The organism is Pedobacter petrophilus (assembly GCF_009674725.1).
GTDB lineage: Bacteria > Bacteroidota > Bacteroidia > Sphingobacteriales > Sphingobacteriaceae > Pedobacter > Pedobacter petrophilus.
Map to the genome: position 1 here is coordinate 12,798 of NZ_WKKH01000006.1, position 18,226 is coordinate 31,023.

The following is an 18,226-nucleotide window of genomic DNA, read 5'->3' on the forward strand; positions in this document are numbered from 1 at the left end:
TTAAAAATTTATCTAATTGAATTACCGTAACCCACAATCAGCACAGAAACGATAATGGTTACAATGCCAACGATTACGGTTGTTAATGTTTTTCTTGATACACCTTTCCATTCTTTCAAAACCAAACCCCAAATGTTCGCAATCAGGATGATAAAGGCCATGTGTAAAATCCACGAACTGGCACCGTTACCCATTTTACTTTCCCCCATTCCGTAGAAAAAGAATTGTAAAAACCAGGTGGTTCCTGCAAGTGCAGAAAAGATATAGTTTTTTAATAGCGGGGTTGATTTTTTGGTGTAATCTCCAAAAGTTTTGTTCCTGGCGTTGAGAATCATACACCAAATGAAGTTGGTGGTTAAGCCGCCCCAAAGTACCACTACATAAGTTACGTTATTCTGGAACAGGAAATTACCCGTTTCTGATGGATTTGCAGCTTTCCAGATTTGATTGGCCGCATCCGCCATCGGCTTTCCGGCTTCTAAACCGAAGTTAAAACAAGCGCTTAATACACCTGAAACAATCCCTACGAATAAACCTAAGCCAAATTTAAATTCAGTTTTTACTTCCATGCCGTGCGGATCAGTCACGTCAGAATTAATTTCCTTTTCCTTCATCACGCCTGCTTTACCGCAGATCATGATACCAACAATGCAGACCAAAAGGCCCAGCATCACCATCCTGCCCCAATCGGTATGCAAAAACATCGTGAAGGTATCTTTACCTTCCTGTGGAAAAATATCAAAATAGATGGAAGGTAATATCGACCCAATCACCATCGATAAACCCAGGATAATACTGCTTCCTAATGATACACCGAGATAACGAACGCCTAAGCCGTAAGTTAAGCCGCCAATGCCCCAAAGCACACCAAAGAAATAGGTTAATAAGAGAATGTTTCCACTTGTAGAGGCAATAATATCACTGAAATTTGGAATGGTTAAATAAGCAGCCAATGGCGGAACAATAAGCCAGGAAAAGATTCCTCCAACTATCCAATAGCTTTCCCAGGCCCAGCCTTTAACTTTCTTGTATGGAATATAAAAACTCCCCGATGCGAACCCACCGAAGAAATGAAAAATTACGCCTAAAATTGCCTGCATGCTCTATATTGAATATTTGGTTGGTCCAAAATAGAAAATACACCATGTTTAACTGTTATGCACTGTTATGCCGATCAGTGCAAATTTATTCCTGGTTGGAATATGGTTTACCAGGAAGCAAAATTGCGAATTTAATGCAATGATCAATTGTCAAACCCATATTTTGAGCATTTTAATTAAAAATATATCAAATGTATATGCTATAGATTATCGATTAAATATCGAATTTGTTACCCTGAGTTAACCAATCCATAATTTAGCAGAATTAAATGGTGCCCCCACGTATGAGGCAAAATAATCCTAACCAATAAACCATACAATTATGCCCCGAATTATTTCGCCGCAGTTATTTTTAGAACGATGTCGTTAATTACCTCATTAGATTTCAAAATCTTATAGTGACCGACACCTTCGTAAGCAGTAGCGTTAATATCAGGAAATTTATCGAGAAACTCTTTTAAGAAAGGATAAGTAGAAATGTCATCTTCAGGATCGAAAGCCACAAAGTGATTGAAATTGCGGTTTTCTTCATAAAGATTTACCAGATTAAAATAACTCGCCCGAACCGGAAATTCTTTAGCAAAGTTATCAAAAAACCGATCCTGATGCACAGCTGCAATGCCTACCGAAGTAAGGCTTTGTGCGAACTTCTCCTTAAGTCTGATTAACGGCGCAATGCTGATGAGCATTTTCGGCGACAGATTCAAATCTTGTAAAGCGATTACGTTTGCCATACTGCCTAACGAATGGCCGATTACAAAATCTGGTTGTGTATAATTTGAAGCAATGGATTTAACGGCATCTGTATAAAACATAAGGTTAGAAAGATCAGAACCAGAGCTTCCATTTCCTGGCGCATCAAAGGCAATCACTTCTACATCGTCCATTTTTAACAATTCGACAATTAATTCATAGAAATCTAACGCCTTAGATGCCCAGCCATGTGTTAAAAGTATTTTTATTTTTCCAATGCCCCAACTGAAGCAATTTATTTCAAGGTTGGATTGTGTAAAATAAGGATCGTAAACAGCAAGGGTAAAGATTTTTGCAGCCGCCACCAGTTCTTCCTGATGAATCCGCAATGGCATCTTTGGTGAGTAAAAAATAAACTCACGCATCTGCCCATCATCTGGGTTTTCAGCGGTTGTTTTTAGTGAATTGGTTAACTGTTTTAATCTTTTCAAATCCCGGATATTTTAGATTAATTGCGATTTTAAGTCAGCAGGCGAATAGTTTATCGATTTCAGTGTTTTATCATCGGCTTTTCTAAAAACTAAAAATAAACCATCAACTTCTTTATAATAAGATTCGGTTTGGTCTTTATCGAAATAGTGTTTAATGGTTAATTCGGCCTCTTCTAACGTTTTGCAAGCTTTGCTCATGTTAGAACGGTGAACTTCATCAAACAACGTCTTAAACTTTCCCCCTAAACCAAATTCATGGATAGCACCCGCTAAAACATATTGCAAATCGCACAATGCATCGGCTACTTCCACTAAATCATCATTTTCGACAGCCTCTTGTAGTTCTTTCAACTCCTCAGCCAACAATGCAATTCTTAAGTTTGCCCGTTGTTTAGACGGAATAACCGGCGAATCTAAAATTGGATGTTTAAAAGTGGTGTGAAATTCTGCAACCTGATTGAGTGAATTTGTTTCCTGCATGGTTTGTTGGTTTAATCCTGATGGCAGCAAAAGTATAAAAACCGGCCTAATTTAGCGCCAGAATTTATAAACATCGCCAGGCGACTGTTCATTAATCTACCTTCGTTCTCTAATCACCTTAAAAAACTCTTCCTTATAAGTATCCCCTATCGGTAACGATTGATCATTTATATAAACGGTATTCCCATCTACCATTTTAATTTTATCAAGCGAAATAATGTAGGATTTATGAATGCGATAGAAAGGTGGCTTTGGCAGATCAACTTCTAATTCACGCAGGGCCTGATAAGTGACGATTCTTTGCGTGGAGGTATACACCGAGACATAGTTTTTCAGCCCTTCAATGTATAAAATGTCATCATAGTTAACTTTAATGAATTTGTTCTTGGTATCACCTTTAATAAAAATAAAATCATTTCCGGTTGCAGGCGTAACAATATTTACCATTTCAGTTTGTGCCGGCGCGATGACTTGCTGAGCTTTCAGCGCGGCCTTGTAAAAACGCTCATACGGAATCGGTTTCAGCAGATAATCTACCACATCAAGATCAAAGCCTTCCAATGCAAATTCGGGATAAGCCGTAGTTAGAATCACTTTGCACTTGCCACCCAAAATCTTTAAAAACTGAATCCCGTTAAGCTCTGGCATCTGGATATCTAAGAAAACCAGATCAACCTTGCCCTCCTGGATCAGATTTAGTGCTTCAAAAGGATTAGTAGTGGCAGCAACCAACTCCAAAAATGGTGTTTTATTAATGAAGGTGGCAATAATATCTGATGCATAAGATTCATCATCAACAGCTAAACAGCGGATCATAGAGGGTTTAGGGTTTAGGGTTTAGGGTTTAGGGTTTAGGGTTTAGGGTTTAGGGTTTAGGGTTTAGGGTTTAGGGTTTAGGGTAAATTTAAAATATGGAAATGATTTTTCCTACCAGATATCATTAAATATGGATAATCAATGTCGTTTTATAGGTATTGCCATTATTCGACACCAACAATTCATGCTGATTAGGATAAAGTAAATCAAGTCTTCTGTGAATGTTAACCAAACCTACCCCACTCGAAGGATCTTTTTGTGCATGGCTGATTTTATTGCTCACCTCAAAACTCAAACGCTTTCCATTAATTTTCAGCTTAATCCGAATGGGATGCTTTTCATCATTCATTAATCCATGTTTAAAGGCATTTTCCACAAATGGGATTAAAACCAGCGCCGCAATTTTTTGGTTGGCTATGCCTTCCGTGTTAAAATCAACATAAAACCTGGGTTCAAAACGCATTCTAAACAGTTCAATATAACTTTCCAGGTATTCTACTTCTTTGTTTAGGATAACTTTTCCATCCGGACTTTCATTCAATGTGTAACGCATTAAATCTGATAACCGCAAAACGGCATTCGCCAGTTTATCAGAAACAGGAATCGCCAGCGAATAAACATAGTTTAAGGTATTGTATAAAAAATGGGGGTTAATCTGTGATTTCAAAAAAGCCAATTCGGATTTCACCACCTCATCTTTTAGTTTCCTGTTGGAAATTTCAGTCTCGAAATTCTTTTGCACACTATAAACCGCAGCAGGAATGATGATATATGAAATTCCATAATAAATATTATCTATAATATAAGTAAAAGCGCTGGTATCATCTGAATAATTATGAAAGTCAAACCATTGCAAATAAAGCACTTCTTCTATTAGGTAACGCAACGCGATAAAAACGCCGAGTGTAAAAACCATTCCAACGATTAACTGCGGTATTTTTCCACGTTTCAGGTATTTAGGATAAACCCACAAGTAACAAATATAAAATTCTACAATCCTGATGAACGACATGGAAACACCAAGTGCCACCGTTGCAAATGATGATGATTCGATCAGGTAACCGCTATACTGGTAAGCCAGAATTAAAAGCCAGCAAATAATATGTAGCGCGATAATTTTAAATTGTTTCATGCTCTAAAGCTAAATAAACCTTTTCAAACCCTCAATCTTCTTATTCAAACGCTGAAAAAAATTATCCCAACACCCGCTTTTGCCCTGCAAACGTTTTTTGAATACGATCTCCGGTTTGGATAATAATCTGATGGTTTGGGATTATTTAATTTTCAGCATGCACAGTAATCTGCAGCTTTGAAACATCAAATAAACCAATGATTATGAAAACGGCTACAAAAATCCTGTTTACCTTAATATGCTTATTTATTTTCCAGTTTACAGCATTTGCACAAAAGCAGGAAGTACTCTTAATCGGCACTTTCCATTTTGCCAATCCAAATCTTGATGCCGTGCAAACTATTGATTTCAACATTTTAGGTGATCAGTCACAAAAGGAACTCGAAAATATTACCAATCAAATCAAAAAATTTAATCCTGATCAGATCTTTGTGGAATGGCCGGCTACCGACCAGGAAAAATTAGACTCCTTATATCAAATGTATGTTAACGGAAACTATCAAAGTTACATCAAAGAAAAATATCAGCATACCAAACAATTTGCGAGCTACAATGAAGATGAAACTTTTCAACTCGCTTTCAGGGCGGGTAAAAAAACAGGGTTGGGTAAGATCTATGGAATAGATTACCAGATGAGTTTACCTTTTGATACGGTAATGAAAGCGATTGAATCTGCCAAACAAACTGATTTAATGAATGATATTAGCCTGTTTCTGAAAATTTCAACTGATGAAGCCAATTTACAGCGCAAAACCCTGGGCGTTACGGAAATTATCCTCAACATGAATACGCCAGAATTCAGGGCTAAAAACGCAGGCTTTTATCTTCAAACCATTAATAAAGCAGGGAGCAAAGAAAGTTTCGCAGGTGCTTATTCGGTTTCTGAATGGTACCGCCGCAACCTGTATATGTATTCACTTGTGCAAAAGTTAACCAAATCAACTGATAAAAGAATCGTAATCCTGCTTGGTGCGGGCCACGCTGCCATGATTAAACAATTTATAGCACTCGAAAACAAGTTTAAAATAGTAGAACTGAAAGATCTTTTAAAGTAGCCTTTATATAAGAATATTGCTGGTTTTAAAGCACCAGTAACATCCAAACGTTGCAGGCAAAATGCCCTGAATTGCCTAACGGAGCTGATATCTTTTTAAAACCGGCCTTCTCATACATACCGATTGCTGTCGTTAATTCGGGGAAAGATTCGAGGTAAATTTCATTATAACCAAATTGTTGTGCAGACTCCATACTTTTTTGCATCAGCATTTTGCCTACACCTTTTCCCCTTGCAGCAGCCGCTGTGTAGAGTTTAACCAATTCTACGCAACCATCGGGCAAGCCTGAAGTAGGATAGATACCGCAGCCGCCAATAATTTTACCTTCTTCTTCCGCAATCCAGTAAGCAGACTGTTCTGCCTCAAAAACTTCAGATAGATGATCAGTCGTAGGGTCAGTATAAACGGTGCCTGGTTTATCAATTTTAAATTCCCTTAAAACGGTTCTGATTACTTCGGCAAGTTCCTGGTTATCCTGCGACTCTATTTTTCTATAAGTGATGGACATGATTTTTTTTCGCCAAAGTTAAAAATTGCCCGTAAAGCATTGAAGAAAATTCAAACAAAACTGCAGTGAATTCATTTATTAAAGAAAAGATACGACCATGGAAAACGAAAATAATAAAACGACGAACGGAAACACCAATGAACAACCAAAACCAACTGATGATGTTCAAATGGATATTGAAACAGTAGTTCCATCTGCACACCAGGCGGAAGTTACACCAGGCAACGCTGAAACACCGGCCGATGCTGATGAAGATCAATCGACAGAAGAACCGAAAGAAGAGGAAGGCAAAAAAGTTACGGAGGGTGAAGAAGGTGCCGGGAAACCCGCCACAGATGCTGATCAATCTGGAACAGACGAAGCGTCATCGCCAGAAAAAACTGCTCCAAACGGGGAAGAAGAAACAAACTCAACGGAAGAAAATGATGATAAAAAAGCTGGTGCTGATGACGAGCATAATGGGATTGAAACGGTAACTCCTTAGCGCATTATGCTAATTTTTGTTAAAGCATTATTGCTGCTGAAATAGTTTTACTAAATTACCGTTATGATTAACATGAAAAACACACTATGGCTTTGCCTCTTTACCATTACCATATTTAGCTGTGGTATAAACAGGCAGGCACAGCAGATCAAGGCGCTGGAAGATTGCACGTATAAAATTACAGGAGTTAAACAGGTATCCATTGCTGGGACAAATATTAAGCAATTAATGCAGCAGCAAACGTTTAGCCTCACCAGTTTACCAGGCGTTGCACTGGGCTTGCTTAGAAAAGATATTCCTTTGAGGGCAAATCTTAATCTGGAAATCACTAATCCATCCAGTAACCTGGCAGCGATAAACCAGTTCGAATACAAAATTCTGGTCAATAATACCGACCTGGCGCAAGGAGTCGTTAATCAGAATGTAAGTATTGCTCAAGGACAAACTGTTACGGTTCCGGTTCAGTTAGTGAGCAATATTTATGGATTGGTATCTAACGGAAATGTTTTTAACGACATTGTTAAGGCGGCCCAAAAAGGATCTTCATCTAAGGATGAAAAACTAGGCCTCTTAACCATTAAAATCAAACCTACATTTATGCTGGGAAACACTCCTGTAAAATATCCAGGTTACATTACAATCAATAAGGATATCAGCAGCAAAATATTACTATAAAATTAAGTACAATAAAAAAGGGCAATTTTCTTAATTGAAAATTGCCCTTTTTATTGTAAAGTCTTTTATTTCTTTAAAATTTCTTCTCTGGTTTCAGGAGCATTCCCTGGAAATTATGCTGATCAAGGCTTAAAGAAACACTTTTCCGTTCTATTGATGATAATCTATCTGGCATGGTGGTAGATGACGCTTTTAAACTTGCTGATTTAGCTGCGGTAGTTACGAAGCTCCCTGTTCTGGCATATAACAGCGCATAACTTAATAAAGTCTCAGATTCATCACCCCAGGCTTTTGTCAAATCTTCAAATGCCTCCTTATCAACAGTTAACCCAGCATAATAGCCGCCAACGCCAGCCTGATTCTTCGTTTCAAACTCCGGAACATACATATCTACCTTATCTATCCTAATAGGGAAAAAACCAACAGGTTTGCCATAAGTGGTTTCCCCGATAATTTTAACATCCATAACCGGTTTTAGGCTATTAATCACCAGTTCACTTGCTGATGCGGTAGATCCCGTTACAATAAAGTAAATTCGGGAAAGATTCAAAGACCCCGATTTAACAAAGCGTTCAATATTATCTGTAGAGGCTACCGAAAAGTCTAAATCTGCGTAGGTAGCATATTTGCCATTTACACCTGTAGTAAATGTCTGTACTTTTCCATTGTCATCCAATAGCGGTTGATGAGCCAATACAGAACTTTTTCTTTGTGCTGTAGTTAAATTTCGCAAAAAGCTGTTGTATTGGGTAGTGTACATTACATTACCATTTTGAGCTTGTGGCCCGGCAAGATTAATCATATTAGTTGCTGTCGAAACATAGCCACCGCCGTTATACCTTAAATCTACTACAAGTTCTGTTACCCCCTGTGTGGCGAAATTCGAAAACATTGTTCTTAATGCCGCAGTAGCATTATTTGTAAAGCTGTTGAAAACAAGATAGCCTACTTTTTTTGATCCAACAGTATATACATTCGTAAAAAGTATGGGGTTTTCAGTATAACTTGCTGAACTCACCGTTACCGTTTTGGTTACATTATCCAGGCCAACGAAGGTTAGCGCGATGGATGGATTCGTACCAAAGATTGCATCATTCAAAAAGTTTATAGTCGCATTACTGTAAGTTAGATTGGTGCGTCCGTTGATGCTGGTAATTCTACATCCTCTTGTTAAACCTTGCAAACCTGCAGGCGAATTCGGATAAACATATTTCACCCTTAAATCTGTAGTAGTTTGATAGTTTAAAGAAAAGCCATAATCGTTTGCTGTTCCATTAACATCAGCTTTTAAGGCCGCTACCTTCCCTGCTGTCGTCACCTCTTCAAAAAAAGAATATTTCGGTTTACCCGTACCATTCACGTATTCGTATGGCCGGCCTGTAGAAGGATCTGAAGAAAACTGAGTCAATGCATAAAGTTCTGCTTCATTGGAACTGAAACTACGGGGTTTGAATGCATCGTAGGTGGGTAAGGAAGTATTCCAATAGTAGAGCTCTTTTGTATACAGAAAAATGGAATCTTTTGTTAACTCATCTCTGGTTGCAGTGGCTGTGACCGGGGGTGGTTCAGGAGCAGCACTATCTTTTTTGCAAGCCATAAACAAGCCAATACATAAAAGTGTGGATACTTTCAGGTAGCTATATCTATTATATTTCATAGTTATTTTTTATTTGGATATTTTTATTGATACGAGGATACGCTTTGAGAAGTTGTCTGAACAGGAACATTTAACTATCACAAATTAAATTTATTCCAAAATATTTTAATAAATAAGTGAAGTGTAGATAAATAACTAATTACTATCGATTAAATTACTTTCAACTGAGAATAACCTTAAAAGCAAATGTAAACTAAACCAGACAAATACTAATAAATTAATTAGCATTATCTCGATCTATCATTGAATGCCTCACCAATCCAAAGTTTCTCTATTGCATTTCTATTTAAAAATCCCTGAAAACCAAAAAAGCCTCTCATTTCTGAAAGGCTTTTAGGAGTGGTGCCTGCTGGAATCGAACCAGCGACACAAGGATTTTCAGTCCTTTGCTCTACCGACTGAGCTAAGGCACCCCGTTTTTGAGTTTGCAAAACTAGCATTTTTTTTCAAATACAAAAGCATTTGAAAAACTTATTCCCTAACAATCCCATTTAAGGAAATTAAAAAGCCTCACATTTCTGTAAGGCTTTAGGTTGTGGTGCCTGCTGGAATCGAACCAGCGACACAAGGATTTTCAGTCCTTTGCTCTACCGACTGAGCTAAGGCACCAACCGTTTGGGATTGCAAATGTAGCGTTCTTTTTTCAAAAGCAAAACTTTTTTTTAATTAATTCAGTCTCCTGCTGATTATCAATTAATTAAATTTTTGGTATAGAAAAAACAGCTTCAAAACTAGCTTAGAATCAATACAAACAACTATAATTAAATATTTTTTTATGCATGCATAGTAATTTATTTAGATTAATATCCTATTTTAGCGTAAAACAATCTAATATTGCATGGTGGCTCAGATCATTTTTCTAGTAATAACACTTGCAGCAATTGTGCTGTTTACCTTCAATTCGCGAAAGATTATTCGCAATATTCGCTTAGGAAGACCTGTTGACCGTAATGATCAGCCTCAAAAACGGTTATTAACCATGCTTAGGGTTGCATTTGGTCAGTCTAAAATGGTAGTGAGGCCAATTCCGGCCTTTCTTCACTTCTTTGTTTACATCGGTTTTGTGATTATTAACATTGAAGTAGTCGAGATTATGATTGATGGACTTTTTGGAACCCATCGTATTTTTCATGGGCTGGGCGGACTTTATGATTTCCTGATTGCATCATTTGAAATACTTGCTCTTACAGTGTGGGTTGCCTGTGTGATCTTTCTTATTCGCAGGAATGTGTTAAAACTGAAGCGTTTCAGCGGTGTAGAAATGACATCCTGGCCAAAATCTGACGCCAATTATATCCTGATCACTGAAATTTTACTGATGACAGCTTTCCTGATGATGAATGCTGCGGATCTCAAATTACAGGTTTTAGGCTCAGCACATTACACCTCTGCAGGCGCATTTCCAATCAGCCAATACCTGATTAACCTTTTGCCATCATCAGAAAGTACGCTGGTAGCGGTAGAAAGAGGCTGCTGGTGGTTTCACATCATTGGGATCCTGGCTTTTTTAAATTACCTGCCTTACTCGAAACATTTCCACATCCTTTTCGCTTTTCCAAACACTTATTTTTCAAATCTGGAACCTAAAGGAGAGTTTACCAATATGGCATCTGTAACCAATGAAGTTAAAGCCATGCTCGATCCTTCTTTTGTACCCGCAGAAGCTGAACCCGGAAAATTCGGAGCTAAAGATGCAACAGATTTATCCTGGGTAAATTTGATGAATGCTTATACCTGTACAGAGTGTGGGCGATGTACAGATTCTTGTCCGGCAAACATCACCGGTAAATTGTTATCACCAAGAAAAATTATGATGGATACCCGAGATCGAATTACCGAAATTGGCAAAAACATCGATAAACATGGTGCGGACCATCAGGATGGAAAATCTTTATTAGATGATTACATTACCCGGGAAGAAATTTGGGCTTGTACCAGTTGCAATGCCTGTGTACAGGCTTGTCCGGTTAACATTGATCCGCTTCAAATTATAATGGAGCTGCGCAGATTTGCCGTAATGGAAGAATCGCAGGCTCCGGGAAGCATTAATAACATGTTAGGCAACATTGAAAATAACCAGGCACCCTGGAAATATTCTCCGGCAGACCGGTTTAATTGGGCTGAAGGGAATTAGTTTGGAGTCCGAAGTCTTGAGTTCAGAGTCTCAGGCAAACAACCTAAAATACAATTAACAGTTAACCGCTTTAAACAATTAACCTTTAAAGCGATTAACCTTTAAAATATTGATAAAAATGGAATTTAAAGTCCCTACAATGGCCGAATTATTGGCCGCAGGTGAAGAACCAGAGATATTATTTTGGGTTGGATGTGCTGGAAGTTACGATGAAAGGGCACAGAAGATTACCCGCGACATTTGCAAAATTTTGCATCATGTTGGTATGAAATATGCCGTTTTGGGCACTGAAGAAAGCTGTACCGGAGATCCTGCAAAACGAGCTGGGAACGAGTTTCTTTTCCAAATGCAGGCCATGACCAATATCGAGGTTCTGAATGCCTATAACATTAAAAAAATCGTTACAGGCTGTCCACATTGTTTCAATACCATTAAAAATGAATATCCTGGCCTTGGCGGATCTTATGAAGTGATTCACCATACGCAGTTGATTCAGGACTTAATCAACGAAGGAAAACTAAAGGCAGAGGGCGGCGAAAGTTTCAAAGGCAAAAAAATTACCTTTCATGATCCTTGTTATTTAGGTCGTGGAAATGGAGTTTATGAAGCACCCCGGAAAGCACTGGAGGTATTAGATGCCCAACTTGTGGAAATGAAACGCTGCAAAAGCAATGGTTTATGCTGCGGTGCTGGTGGTGCGCAAATGTTTAAGGAACCAGAAAAAGGCAAAAAAGATGTTAACGTAGAACGAATTGAAGAAGCTTTAGAAACCAACCCTCAGGTAATTGCAGCTGGCTGCCCTTTCTGCATGACGATGCTAAGTGACGGCATCAAACTAAAAGATAAAGAACAAGAAGTTAAGGTATTAGACATCGCAGAAATTACTGCGAGAGCCAATGGCCTTTAATTCTCATCGTATTTAAACCTCGTAGTTTTATAAACCTGCGAGGTTTAATTTGCACATTAAGGCGTTATCACAGCTGGTAACCCGCAAATCTTGGTCAGGTTCTCCCGAATTGCATTTAAATCCTCAGCCTCCATGTTTTTTACCGGTATTACCACTTCTGTAGCCATCGAATCAACATCTCCTCCCCTATCCTTATAAGTTTGCACAATTACATCATCGCCTTTGGTACGCAGGTATAATTTGCCTGCTGTAGTCGTTCCATAATATTCCATATCTTTAAATTTTGCAAGCTTGAACGCGAAATACTCTGTTTTTCCGTTATTGAAATACCGCTTATATCTACAAAAGCCATTGTTAGTAATATTAAGCTCATAACGCTTAATTTGCTTAACTTCCTGGCTGCTATCATAATGATCGATAAAGGATTTTTGCAGGAAACCAACGTATTGTTCCATTGATTCCGGATCTGAAAAAGCGCATAAAAACACCGCCGTGGCCGAAAGGAGTGATGTTTTCAAGCACAATGTAAACTTTTTCATGAGGAGATGATTTTAAGGCAAACCAATTTAATTAAAATTATAAATTTGTATATGAGTTTTTCTCCACAATCTAGAGTCTGGATCTATCAAAGCGACCGTAAATTCACAGCAATCGAAGAAACAGAAATATTAAATAAGCTGTCTGCTTTCACCAATCAATGGAAAGCCCATGGCAATGAATTGCTGGCTAAAGCCGAGATTCGTTATGGCTACTTTATTATTTTAACGGTAGATGAAAGTCAGGCTGGTGTGACTGGCTGCTCTATTGACAGTTCGGTAAGACTTGTTAAAGAGATAGAACAAGAGTTTCATGTTGATCTTTTTAACCGTTTCAACATTGCTTATAAAGTTGGCGGGGGAGTGAAAGTTCAGGGCAAGGAGGATTTTGAAACACTTGTAAACATTAAACAAATAACAGCAGATACGATTGTTTTCAATAACATGGTTCAAAATCTTGAGGAGTTAAATACCAAATGGGAAGTACCCTTCCGCGATAGCTGGCATTCTTCAGTTTTTGCCCACCTCCTGTAAACTCTTATGGAGTCAGCCGCAAGCGACGATACTGTTACCATGTTTTTTAGTGTGCTGTAAAACAATTGCATCGTAAAACATATTGTATGAATAAATCAACTAATATCTATGAAGCGCTGGCTCAAAATCACCTTAAGAATACTTTCTGCACTTGTAATTCTGGTTATTTTAACCTGGCTTGCCGGTGCTTTCTACATTAGCCGCAATAAAAAAGAAATCCTGTCGACTATTCTTGCCCAACTTAACAAAAACCTAAATGGGGAGATTACTGCAGGTAGTATGGAGCCCACGCTTTTAAAAAGTTTTCCTGGCGTTTCTGTGTCTTTAAATGATGTTTTGTTGAGAGACAGCTTATGGGCTCAGCATAAACACGATCTGCTAAAAGCAAAAGAGATTAATGTTTCTCTAAATATACTTTCGCTCCTTGTTGGGGATGTAAACATCAATAGAATTGCTATAAATGATGCCAGGGTATATATCTACACGGATTCTACCGGATACAGCAATACGAGCATATTTAAAAGCAAGCCGAAAACGGAAGAAAAAAAATCTTCAGCAAAATCATCTGCACTTGAAATAAAAAAAATCGATTTCAACAGACTTAGTTTAATCCTGGATAATCAGAAGCGATTTAAGTTATTCAACTTTAATATCGATCAGATTCAAGGTAGAATGCAATATCCGGATAGTGGCTGGACAGGTAAGATCAAGCTTAAAACACTGGTTAACAATTTCGCCTTTAATACGCGAAAAGGGAGCTTTTTAAAAGGCAAAACACTAGATGGAACTTTGTCAGCGCATTACAGCAGAGCTCTAGATGCCGTGATTTTAGACCCGGAGAATTTAAATATTGGCGGTCACCCGTTCAAAATCGGAGCAAAAATTGATCTTGGTAAATCTGCATTTGCCATTAGCATTGCGGTAGATCAAATTCTATTTAAAGAGGTTGCATTAATGCTTTCGCCAAATATTTCTTCCAAACTTTTAAAATTTGGGATTGAAAAACCAGTTGATATCCGTGGGAATATTATTGATGATGGCTCAGGGAAATATGGCGATCCATTAATTAAAGTAGGAATTAAGGTTCGTGATAACATGCTCTCTATCCCTGCCGGAAAACTAACTGCGGCCAACTTTGACGGTTCATTTACTAATCAGGATACCGTTGGAGGTATTATCGGCGATGAAAATTCATCCATAAAGCTTCACAGGCTCACGGCCAAATATTTCAATGCGCCAATAAAGATAGATACCTTCACCGTTAATAATTTAGCCAGACCTATTGCCACTGGCCTTGTAACCTCTCAATTTCCGCTAACAAACCTTAACAACTCGTCAGGCATACAAGATTTTGAATTTAAAGATGGAACTGCAGACTTAAAGCTCTATTGCAAAGCTGATATCGACAACTTCATTTTCATAAAACCAGTTGTTTCTGGGGCAATCAAAATTTCAAATGCAGACATTACCTATCTGCCCCGTAAGCTTCACCTCGTGAAAAGTGCACTGAATATCAATTTTAATCAGAATGATCTTTCTATTCAAAATGGACATTTTCAGCTCGGAAAAAGTGAACTGAATGTAAGTTGCAGTATTAAGAATTTCGGCAACCTATATTATTCAGATCCTGATAAAATCCTGGTTAATCTCAAAATGCATAGTCCGCAGCTTTATTTAAATGAGTTTCTGCCATTTTTAGGGCCTAGAAACACGGCCAAGAAAGCATCGTCTCGCAATTCGATGAAGACCGCATCAAAACAATTAAGTAATGTGTTAGAGGTCTCTAAAATGAATATCAACTTAACAGTTGGGAAAGCAATTTACAATAAGTTTTTAGCTAAAAATCTTTCTGCAGACATCTCATTACGGGGCGAAGGAATATTTTTTAACAAGATAAGTGTAGAGCATGCCGGTGGATTAATCGGTATGAATGGCAGCATTATACAGCAACCAAGTATCAATACCTTTAAATTAAGTTCGAAAATTAGCCATGTAAGTGTGAAAGATTTCTTCTATTCGTTTGATAACTTCGGACAGAAAACCATTACTAACAAAAACCTAAAAGGCTACCTGTCTTCTTTGGTAAATATTTCCGGAAAAATTTCACAGGCAGGCAAGATCATTCCACGTTCTATTAACGGAAAAGTAGTATTCAACTTAAATAATGCAGCCCTGGTAAATTTTGGACCTATGGTTAATGTTGGAAAATTCGCCTTTGCCAACAGAAATATGTCTAATGTTGAAATTAAAAAGCTTGATGGTATCCTCGATATTAATGGCGACAAAGTAGTAATTAATCCGATGCAGATCAATTCCAGCGTACTAAACTTCAATATAAAGGGCATTTATGCCCTTGGCACCGGCACAGACGTTGAAATGGATATTCCGCTCAGAAATCCAAAGGGAGATGAAAACCTGACGAAAGGAGAAAAGCGTGAAGCACGGATGAAAGGCATTGTGCTACATTTAAAAGCGATTGATGATGATAAAGGCGGAATAAAAATCAGGTGGAATAGGGATCATGATTAGAGTCGTGAGTCCGGAGTGGTAAGTCTAGAGTCGTAAGTCATGAGTCCGGAGTCGTAAGTCATGAGTCATGATTCTTTCCCCTTAGCGTTTTAAAGTAGTGCGGCTAGACATTTGACTAAAGACTACAGACTTATGACTGAAGACTAAAAATCCAACGGCCCTAACCTATTCATATTTCTTAAGATCAGGTACTGACGGTGGCGAATATAAGGCGTTGCATTTTTAGGTGTCCACCTTCTGGGATTGGGGAAACATGCAGCAATCAGGGCAGCTTGTCTTTTGGTTAACTTTACGCACGATTTGCCATAATATTCCTGGGCAGCTGCTTCTGCACCATAAATGCCATCCCCCATTTCGATAACATTCAGGTAAACTTCTAAAATCCGTTCTTTGCTCCAAAATATTTCGATCAGTAAAGTAAAGTAGGCTTCAAAACCTTTTCTAATCCACGATCTTCCTGGCCATAGAAACACATTCTTAGCGGTTTGTTGAGAGATGGTACTGCCGCCTTTTACCTTTTTGCCCTTAGCATTGCTGGCAAATGCTTTCTCAATCGCCTTCATATCGAAGCCAAGATGCCTTAAAAACAGTTGATCTTCCGCGGAGACGGCAGCACGCTTCATATTGTTAGACATATCTTCGAAATCAACCCACTTTTTTTCCGTCTTAAACGATTTTCCATCCGCTTTACGCTCAATGTTCCGAAGTGCCATTAGCAGGGTTAAAGGTGGATTAATGAAGCGATAAGCAACTACCCAGATTACAGAAACGAACAAAAAATACAGGAAAACCTTACTTGCAATATTGATAATTTTCTTGAACAGCGGATTCTTGGATTTTGATTGAGGAGGTCGTTTTTTAGCCATGGCACAAAGGTATAAGAAATAAATTTTGTTTCTATACCCAAAGGACCGTAAAGGCATAAACACTTGTTTCCTTTTTTGTATTTTGCCATTAAAAGATTACCATGAAAAAATCAACCTGCCTTATTTTATTAACTGCACTTTTCGGATGCACCACAAATCTTAAAAATGTGCAGAAAAAAAATGAATGGACCTCCCTATTTAATGGAAAGGATATAAAAGACTGGAATGTGAAAATCCATCACCACGAATACAATGAAAATTATGGCAATACTTTTCGGGTGGAAGATGGAATGATCAGGGTGAATTATGATGAGTATGGCGACTTCAATGATCAGTTTGGACATTTGTATTACAAAATGCCATTTTCAAATTATCACCTGAAATTAAAATACCGTTTCGTTGGCAAACTGCAAAAAGGTGCACCGGGTTATACTTTAAGAAATAGCGGTGTGATGTATCATAGTCAAGATCCTGCCACCATGCCGAAGGAGCAAGACTGGCCAATTTCTGTAGAGATGCAGTTTCTGGGTGGTTTAAGTGATGGAAGACCAAGACCTACAGGGAATATGTGCTCTCCAGGAACGGAAATATTTTATCAGGGAAAATTGTATCCGGACCATTGTCTGGATTCAAAATCGAAAACTTACGATGGTGATCAATGGGTTTCTGCTGAATTGATTGTGATGGGAGATTCAATTGTTAAACACATCATTAATGGAGATACAGTTTTACAGTATAGCAAACCTCAAATTGGAGGTGGCGTGGCAAATGGCTTCGATCCTAAAATAAAAGTTGATGGAAAAGCACTTAAAAGTGGTTTCATCGCTTTACAAAGTGAAGGCCAACCGGTTGATTTTAAAGATATCTTTATCAGGAAACTTTAGTACACTCAAATAAACATTTTATAGTGGAATACGTTTATACCTTATGAAAGTAGCATTAATTACAGGCGGAAGCAAAGGAATTGGATTTGGAATAGCCGAATCACTCTTAAAAAATGGCTATAAAGTAGCAATTACCAGCAGAACAATAGATAGTGCCAATGAGGCAGCATCGCAATTGGTAGCGCATGGAGACGTTTTAGCCATCGAGGCCGATGTTAAAAATTTCCAGTCGCAGCAAGATGCTGTTAATTTAATCGTTGAAAAATGGGGTCAGCTTGATATACTGATTGCGAATGCAGGTGTTGGCGCCTTCGCCCCTGTAGATGAAATGGATATTGATTCATGGAATGACATCATCGATACCAACTTAACAGGCGTTTTCTATAGCATTAAGGCCAGTGTAGAAGAGATAAAAAGAAATCAAGGCCATATTTTCACCATTTCAAGTTTGGCCGGAACCAATTTCTTTGCCGGCGGTTCTGCTTATAATGCCAGTAAGTTTGGTTTAACAGGCTTTACCCAATCAGTAATGCTTGATTTAAGAAAATACGGTGTAAAAGTAAGTACCATTATGCCAGGTTCGGTTGCGAGCCATTTTAACGACCATAGCCCGGATGCAGAGAATGATGCCTGGAAAATCCAACCGGAAGATATGGGTAAACTAATTGTAGATTTATTGGCCATGCCTGCAAGAACATTACCAAGTAAGATAGAAATCAGGCCGACCACTCCTAAAGGATAATCA

General features: G+C 38.2%; 18 protein-coding genes and 2 tRNA genes. 9 read left to right on the forward strand and 11 right to left on the reverse strand.

All coding sequences use genetic code 11. The features are described from left to right. Positions 1-8 precede the first annotated feature (8 nt). The 5 genes from rhaT to GJU39_RS05350 form a co-directional block, all read right to left on the reverse strand. The gene (gene rhaT / locus GJU39_RS05330) at positions 9-1,100 is read right to left on the reverse strand and encodes an L-rhamnose/proton symporter RhaT (protein ID WP_154279665.1); all 1,092 of its coding nucleotides are present in this window, start codon (positions 1,098-1,100) and stop codon (positions 9-11) included. Between the two features lie 332 nt (positions 1,101-1,432). Beyond that, a complete protein-coding gene (locus GJU39_RS05335; protein WP_154279666.1) occupies positions 1,433-2,284 on the reverse strand; it encodes an alpha/beta hydrolase in 852 nt (283 codons plus the stop codon). A gap of 12 nt (positions 2,285-2,296) precedes the next feature. After that, positions 2,297-2,764 carry a pyrophosphohydrolase domain-containing protein gene (locus GJU39_RS05340; protein WP_154279667.1) on the reverse strand — a complete coding sequence of 156 codons (468 nt, stop codon included), beginning with the start codon at positions 2,762-2,764 and terminating at the stop codon, positions 2,297-2,299. 96 nt (positions 2,765-2,860) lie between these two features. Continuing rightward, positions 2,861-3,580, reverse strand: coding sequence for a LytR/AlgR family response regulator transcription factor (locus GJU39_RS05345; RefSeq protein ID WP_154279668.1), 720 nt, complete (start codon positions 3,578-3,580; stop codon positions 2,861-2,863). A gap of 124 nt (positions 3,581-3,704) precedes the next feature. Next, on the reverse strand, positions 3,705-4,712 hold the full coding sequence (locus GJU39_RS05350) for a sensor histidine kinase (RefSeq protein ID WP_154279669.1): 1,008 nt from the start codon (positions 4,710-4,712) through the stop codon (positions 3,705-3,707). Positions 4,713-4,915: 203 nt separating this feature from the next. Here GJU39_RS05350 and GJU39_RS05355 point away from each other — a divergent pair, with 203 nt between their 5' ends. After that, positions 4,916-5,767, forward strand: coding sequence for a DUF5694 domain-containing protein (locus GJU39_RS05355; RefSeq protein ID WP_154279670.1), 852 nt, complete (start codon positions 4,916-4,918; stop codon positions 5,765-5,767). A 25-nt stretch (positions 5,768-5,792) separates the two neighbouring features. On the opposite strand, the gene GJU39_RS05360 is transcribed toward GJU39_RS05355, so the two are convergent. Then, entirely contained in the window at positions 5,793-6,275 is a 483-nt protein-coding gene (locus tag GJU39_RS05360) for a GNAT family N-acetyltransferase (RefSeq protein ID WP_154279671.1), read from the reverse strand. Between the two features lie 97 nt (positions 6,276-6,372). On the opposite strand from GJU39_RS05360, the gene GJU39_RS05365 reads away from it, so the two are divergent. Next, complete coding sequence (locus GJU39_RS05365) at positions 6,373-6,759, forward strand: hypothetical protein (protein ID WP_154279672.1); 387 nt, start codon at positions 6,373-6,375, stop codon at positions 6,757-6,759. Between the two features lie 72 nt (positions 6,760-6,831). Further along, the gene (locus tag GJU39_RS05370; protein ID WP_154279673.1) at positions 6,832-7,434 is read left to right on the forward strand and encodes a hypothetical protein; all 603 of its coding nucleotides are present in this window, start codon (positions 6,832-6,834) and stop codon (positions 7,432-7,434) included. Between the two features lie 73 nt (positions 7,435-7,507). On the opposite strand, the gene GJU39_RS05375 is transcribed toward GJU39_RS05370, so the two are convergent. From GJU39_RS05375 to GJU39_RS05385, 3 genes are all read right to left on the reverse strand, one after another. Further along, on the reverse strand, positions 7,508-9,091 hold the full coding sequence (locus GJU39_RS05375; protein ID WP_154279674.1) for a S41 family peptidase: 1,584 nt from the start codon (positions 9,089-9,091) through the stop codon (positions 7,508-7,510). A 340-nt stretch (positions 9,092-9,431) separates the two neighbouring features. Further along, positions 9,432-9,504: transfer RNA gene (locus GJU39_RS05380), tRNA-Phe, on the reverse strand. A 123-nt stretch (positions 9,505-9,627) separates the two neighbouring features. Next, positions 9,628-9,700: transfer RNA gene (locus GJU39_RS05385), tRNA-Phe, on the reverse strand. Between the two features lie 229 nt (positions 9,701-9,929). Between GJU39_RS05385 and GJU39_RS05390 the strand changes: the two genes are divergently transcribed. Together GJU39_RS05390 and GJU39_RS05395 are read left to right on the forward strand one after the other, a co-directional pair. Next, positions 9,930-11,225, forward strand: coding sequence for a (Fe-S)-binding protein (locus tag GJU39_RS05390; RefSeq protein WP_154279675.1), 1,296 nt, complete (start codon positions 9,930-9,932; stop codon positions 11,223-11,225). Between the two features lie 118 nt (positions 11,226-11,343). Beyond that, positions 11,344-12,132 carry a (Fe-S)-binding protein gene (locus GJU39_RS05395; RefSeq protein ID WP_154279676.1) on the forward strand — a complete coding sequence of 263 codons (789 nt, stop codon included), beginning with the start codon at positions 11,344-11,346 and terminating at the stop codon, positions 12,130-12,132. A gap of 56 nt (positions 12,133-12,188) precedes the next feature. Here the strand turns inward: GJU39_RS05395 and GJU39_RS05400 are convergent, their stop codons facing one another. Then, a complete protein-coding gene (locus GJU39_RS05400; RefSeq protein ID WP_154279677.1) occupies positions 12,189-12,671 on the reverse strand; it encodes a hypothetical protein in 483 nt (160 codons plus the stop codon). A 51-nt stretch (positions 12,672-12,722) separates the two neighbouring features. On the opposite strand from GJU39_RS05400, the gene GJU39_RS05405 reads away from it, so the two are divergent. Both GJU39_RS05405 and GJU39_RS05410 read left to right on the forward strand, forming a co-directional pair. Further along, positions 12,723-13,202 carry an ABC transporter ATPase gene (locus tag GJU39_RS05405; protein ID WP_154279678.1) on the forward strand — a complete coding sequence of 160 codons (480 nt, stop codon included), beginning with the start codon at positions 12,723-12,725 and terminating at the stop codon, positions 13,200-13,202. 108 nt (positions 13,203-13,310) lie between these two features. Beyond that, complete coding sequence (locus GJU39_RS05410) at positions 13,311-15,731, forward strand: AsmA-like C-terminal region-containing protein (protein WP_154279680.1); 2,421 nt, start codon at positions 13,311-13,313, stop codon at positions 15,729-15,731. A 143-nt stretch (positions 15,732-15,874) separates the two neighbouring features. On the opposite strand, the gene mtgA is transcribed toward GJU39_RS05410, so the two are convergent. Next, positions 15,875-16,597 (reverse strand): monofunctional biosynthetic peptidoglycan transglycosylase, encoded by a 723-nt coding sequence (gene mtgA, locus GJU39_RS05415; protein ID WP_154279681.1) that lies wholly within the window; start codon positions 16,595-16,597, stop codon positions 15,875-15,877. A 101-nt stretch (positions 16,598-16,698) separates the two neighbouring features. On the opposite strand from mtgA, the gene GJU39_RS05420 reads away from it, so the two are divergent. Continuing rightward, positions 16,699-17,481, forward strand: coding sequence for a 3-keto-disaccharide hydrolase (locus GJU39_RS05420; protein ID WP_154279682.1), 783 nt, complete (start codon positions 16,699-16,701; stop codon positions 17,479-17,481). Between the two features lie 43 nt (positions 17,482-17,524). Continuing rightward, entirely contained in the window at positions 17,525-18,223 is a 699-nt protein-coding gene (locus tag GJU39_RS05425; protein ID WP_154279684.1) for an SDR family oxidoreductase, read from the forward strand. The last annotated feature ends 3 nt before the right edge of the window (positions 18,224-18,226 follow it).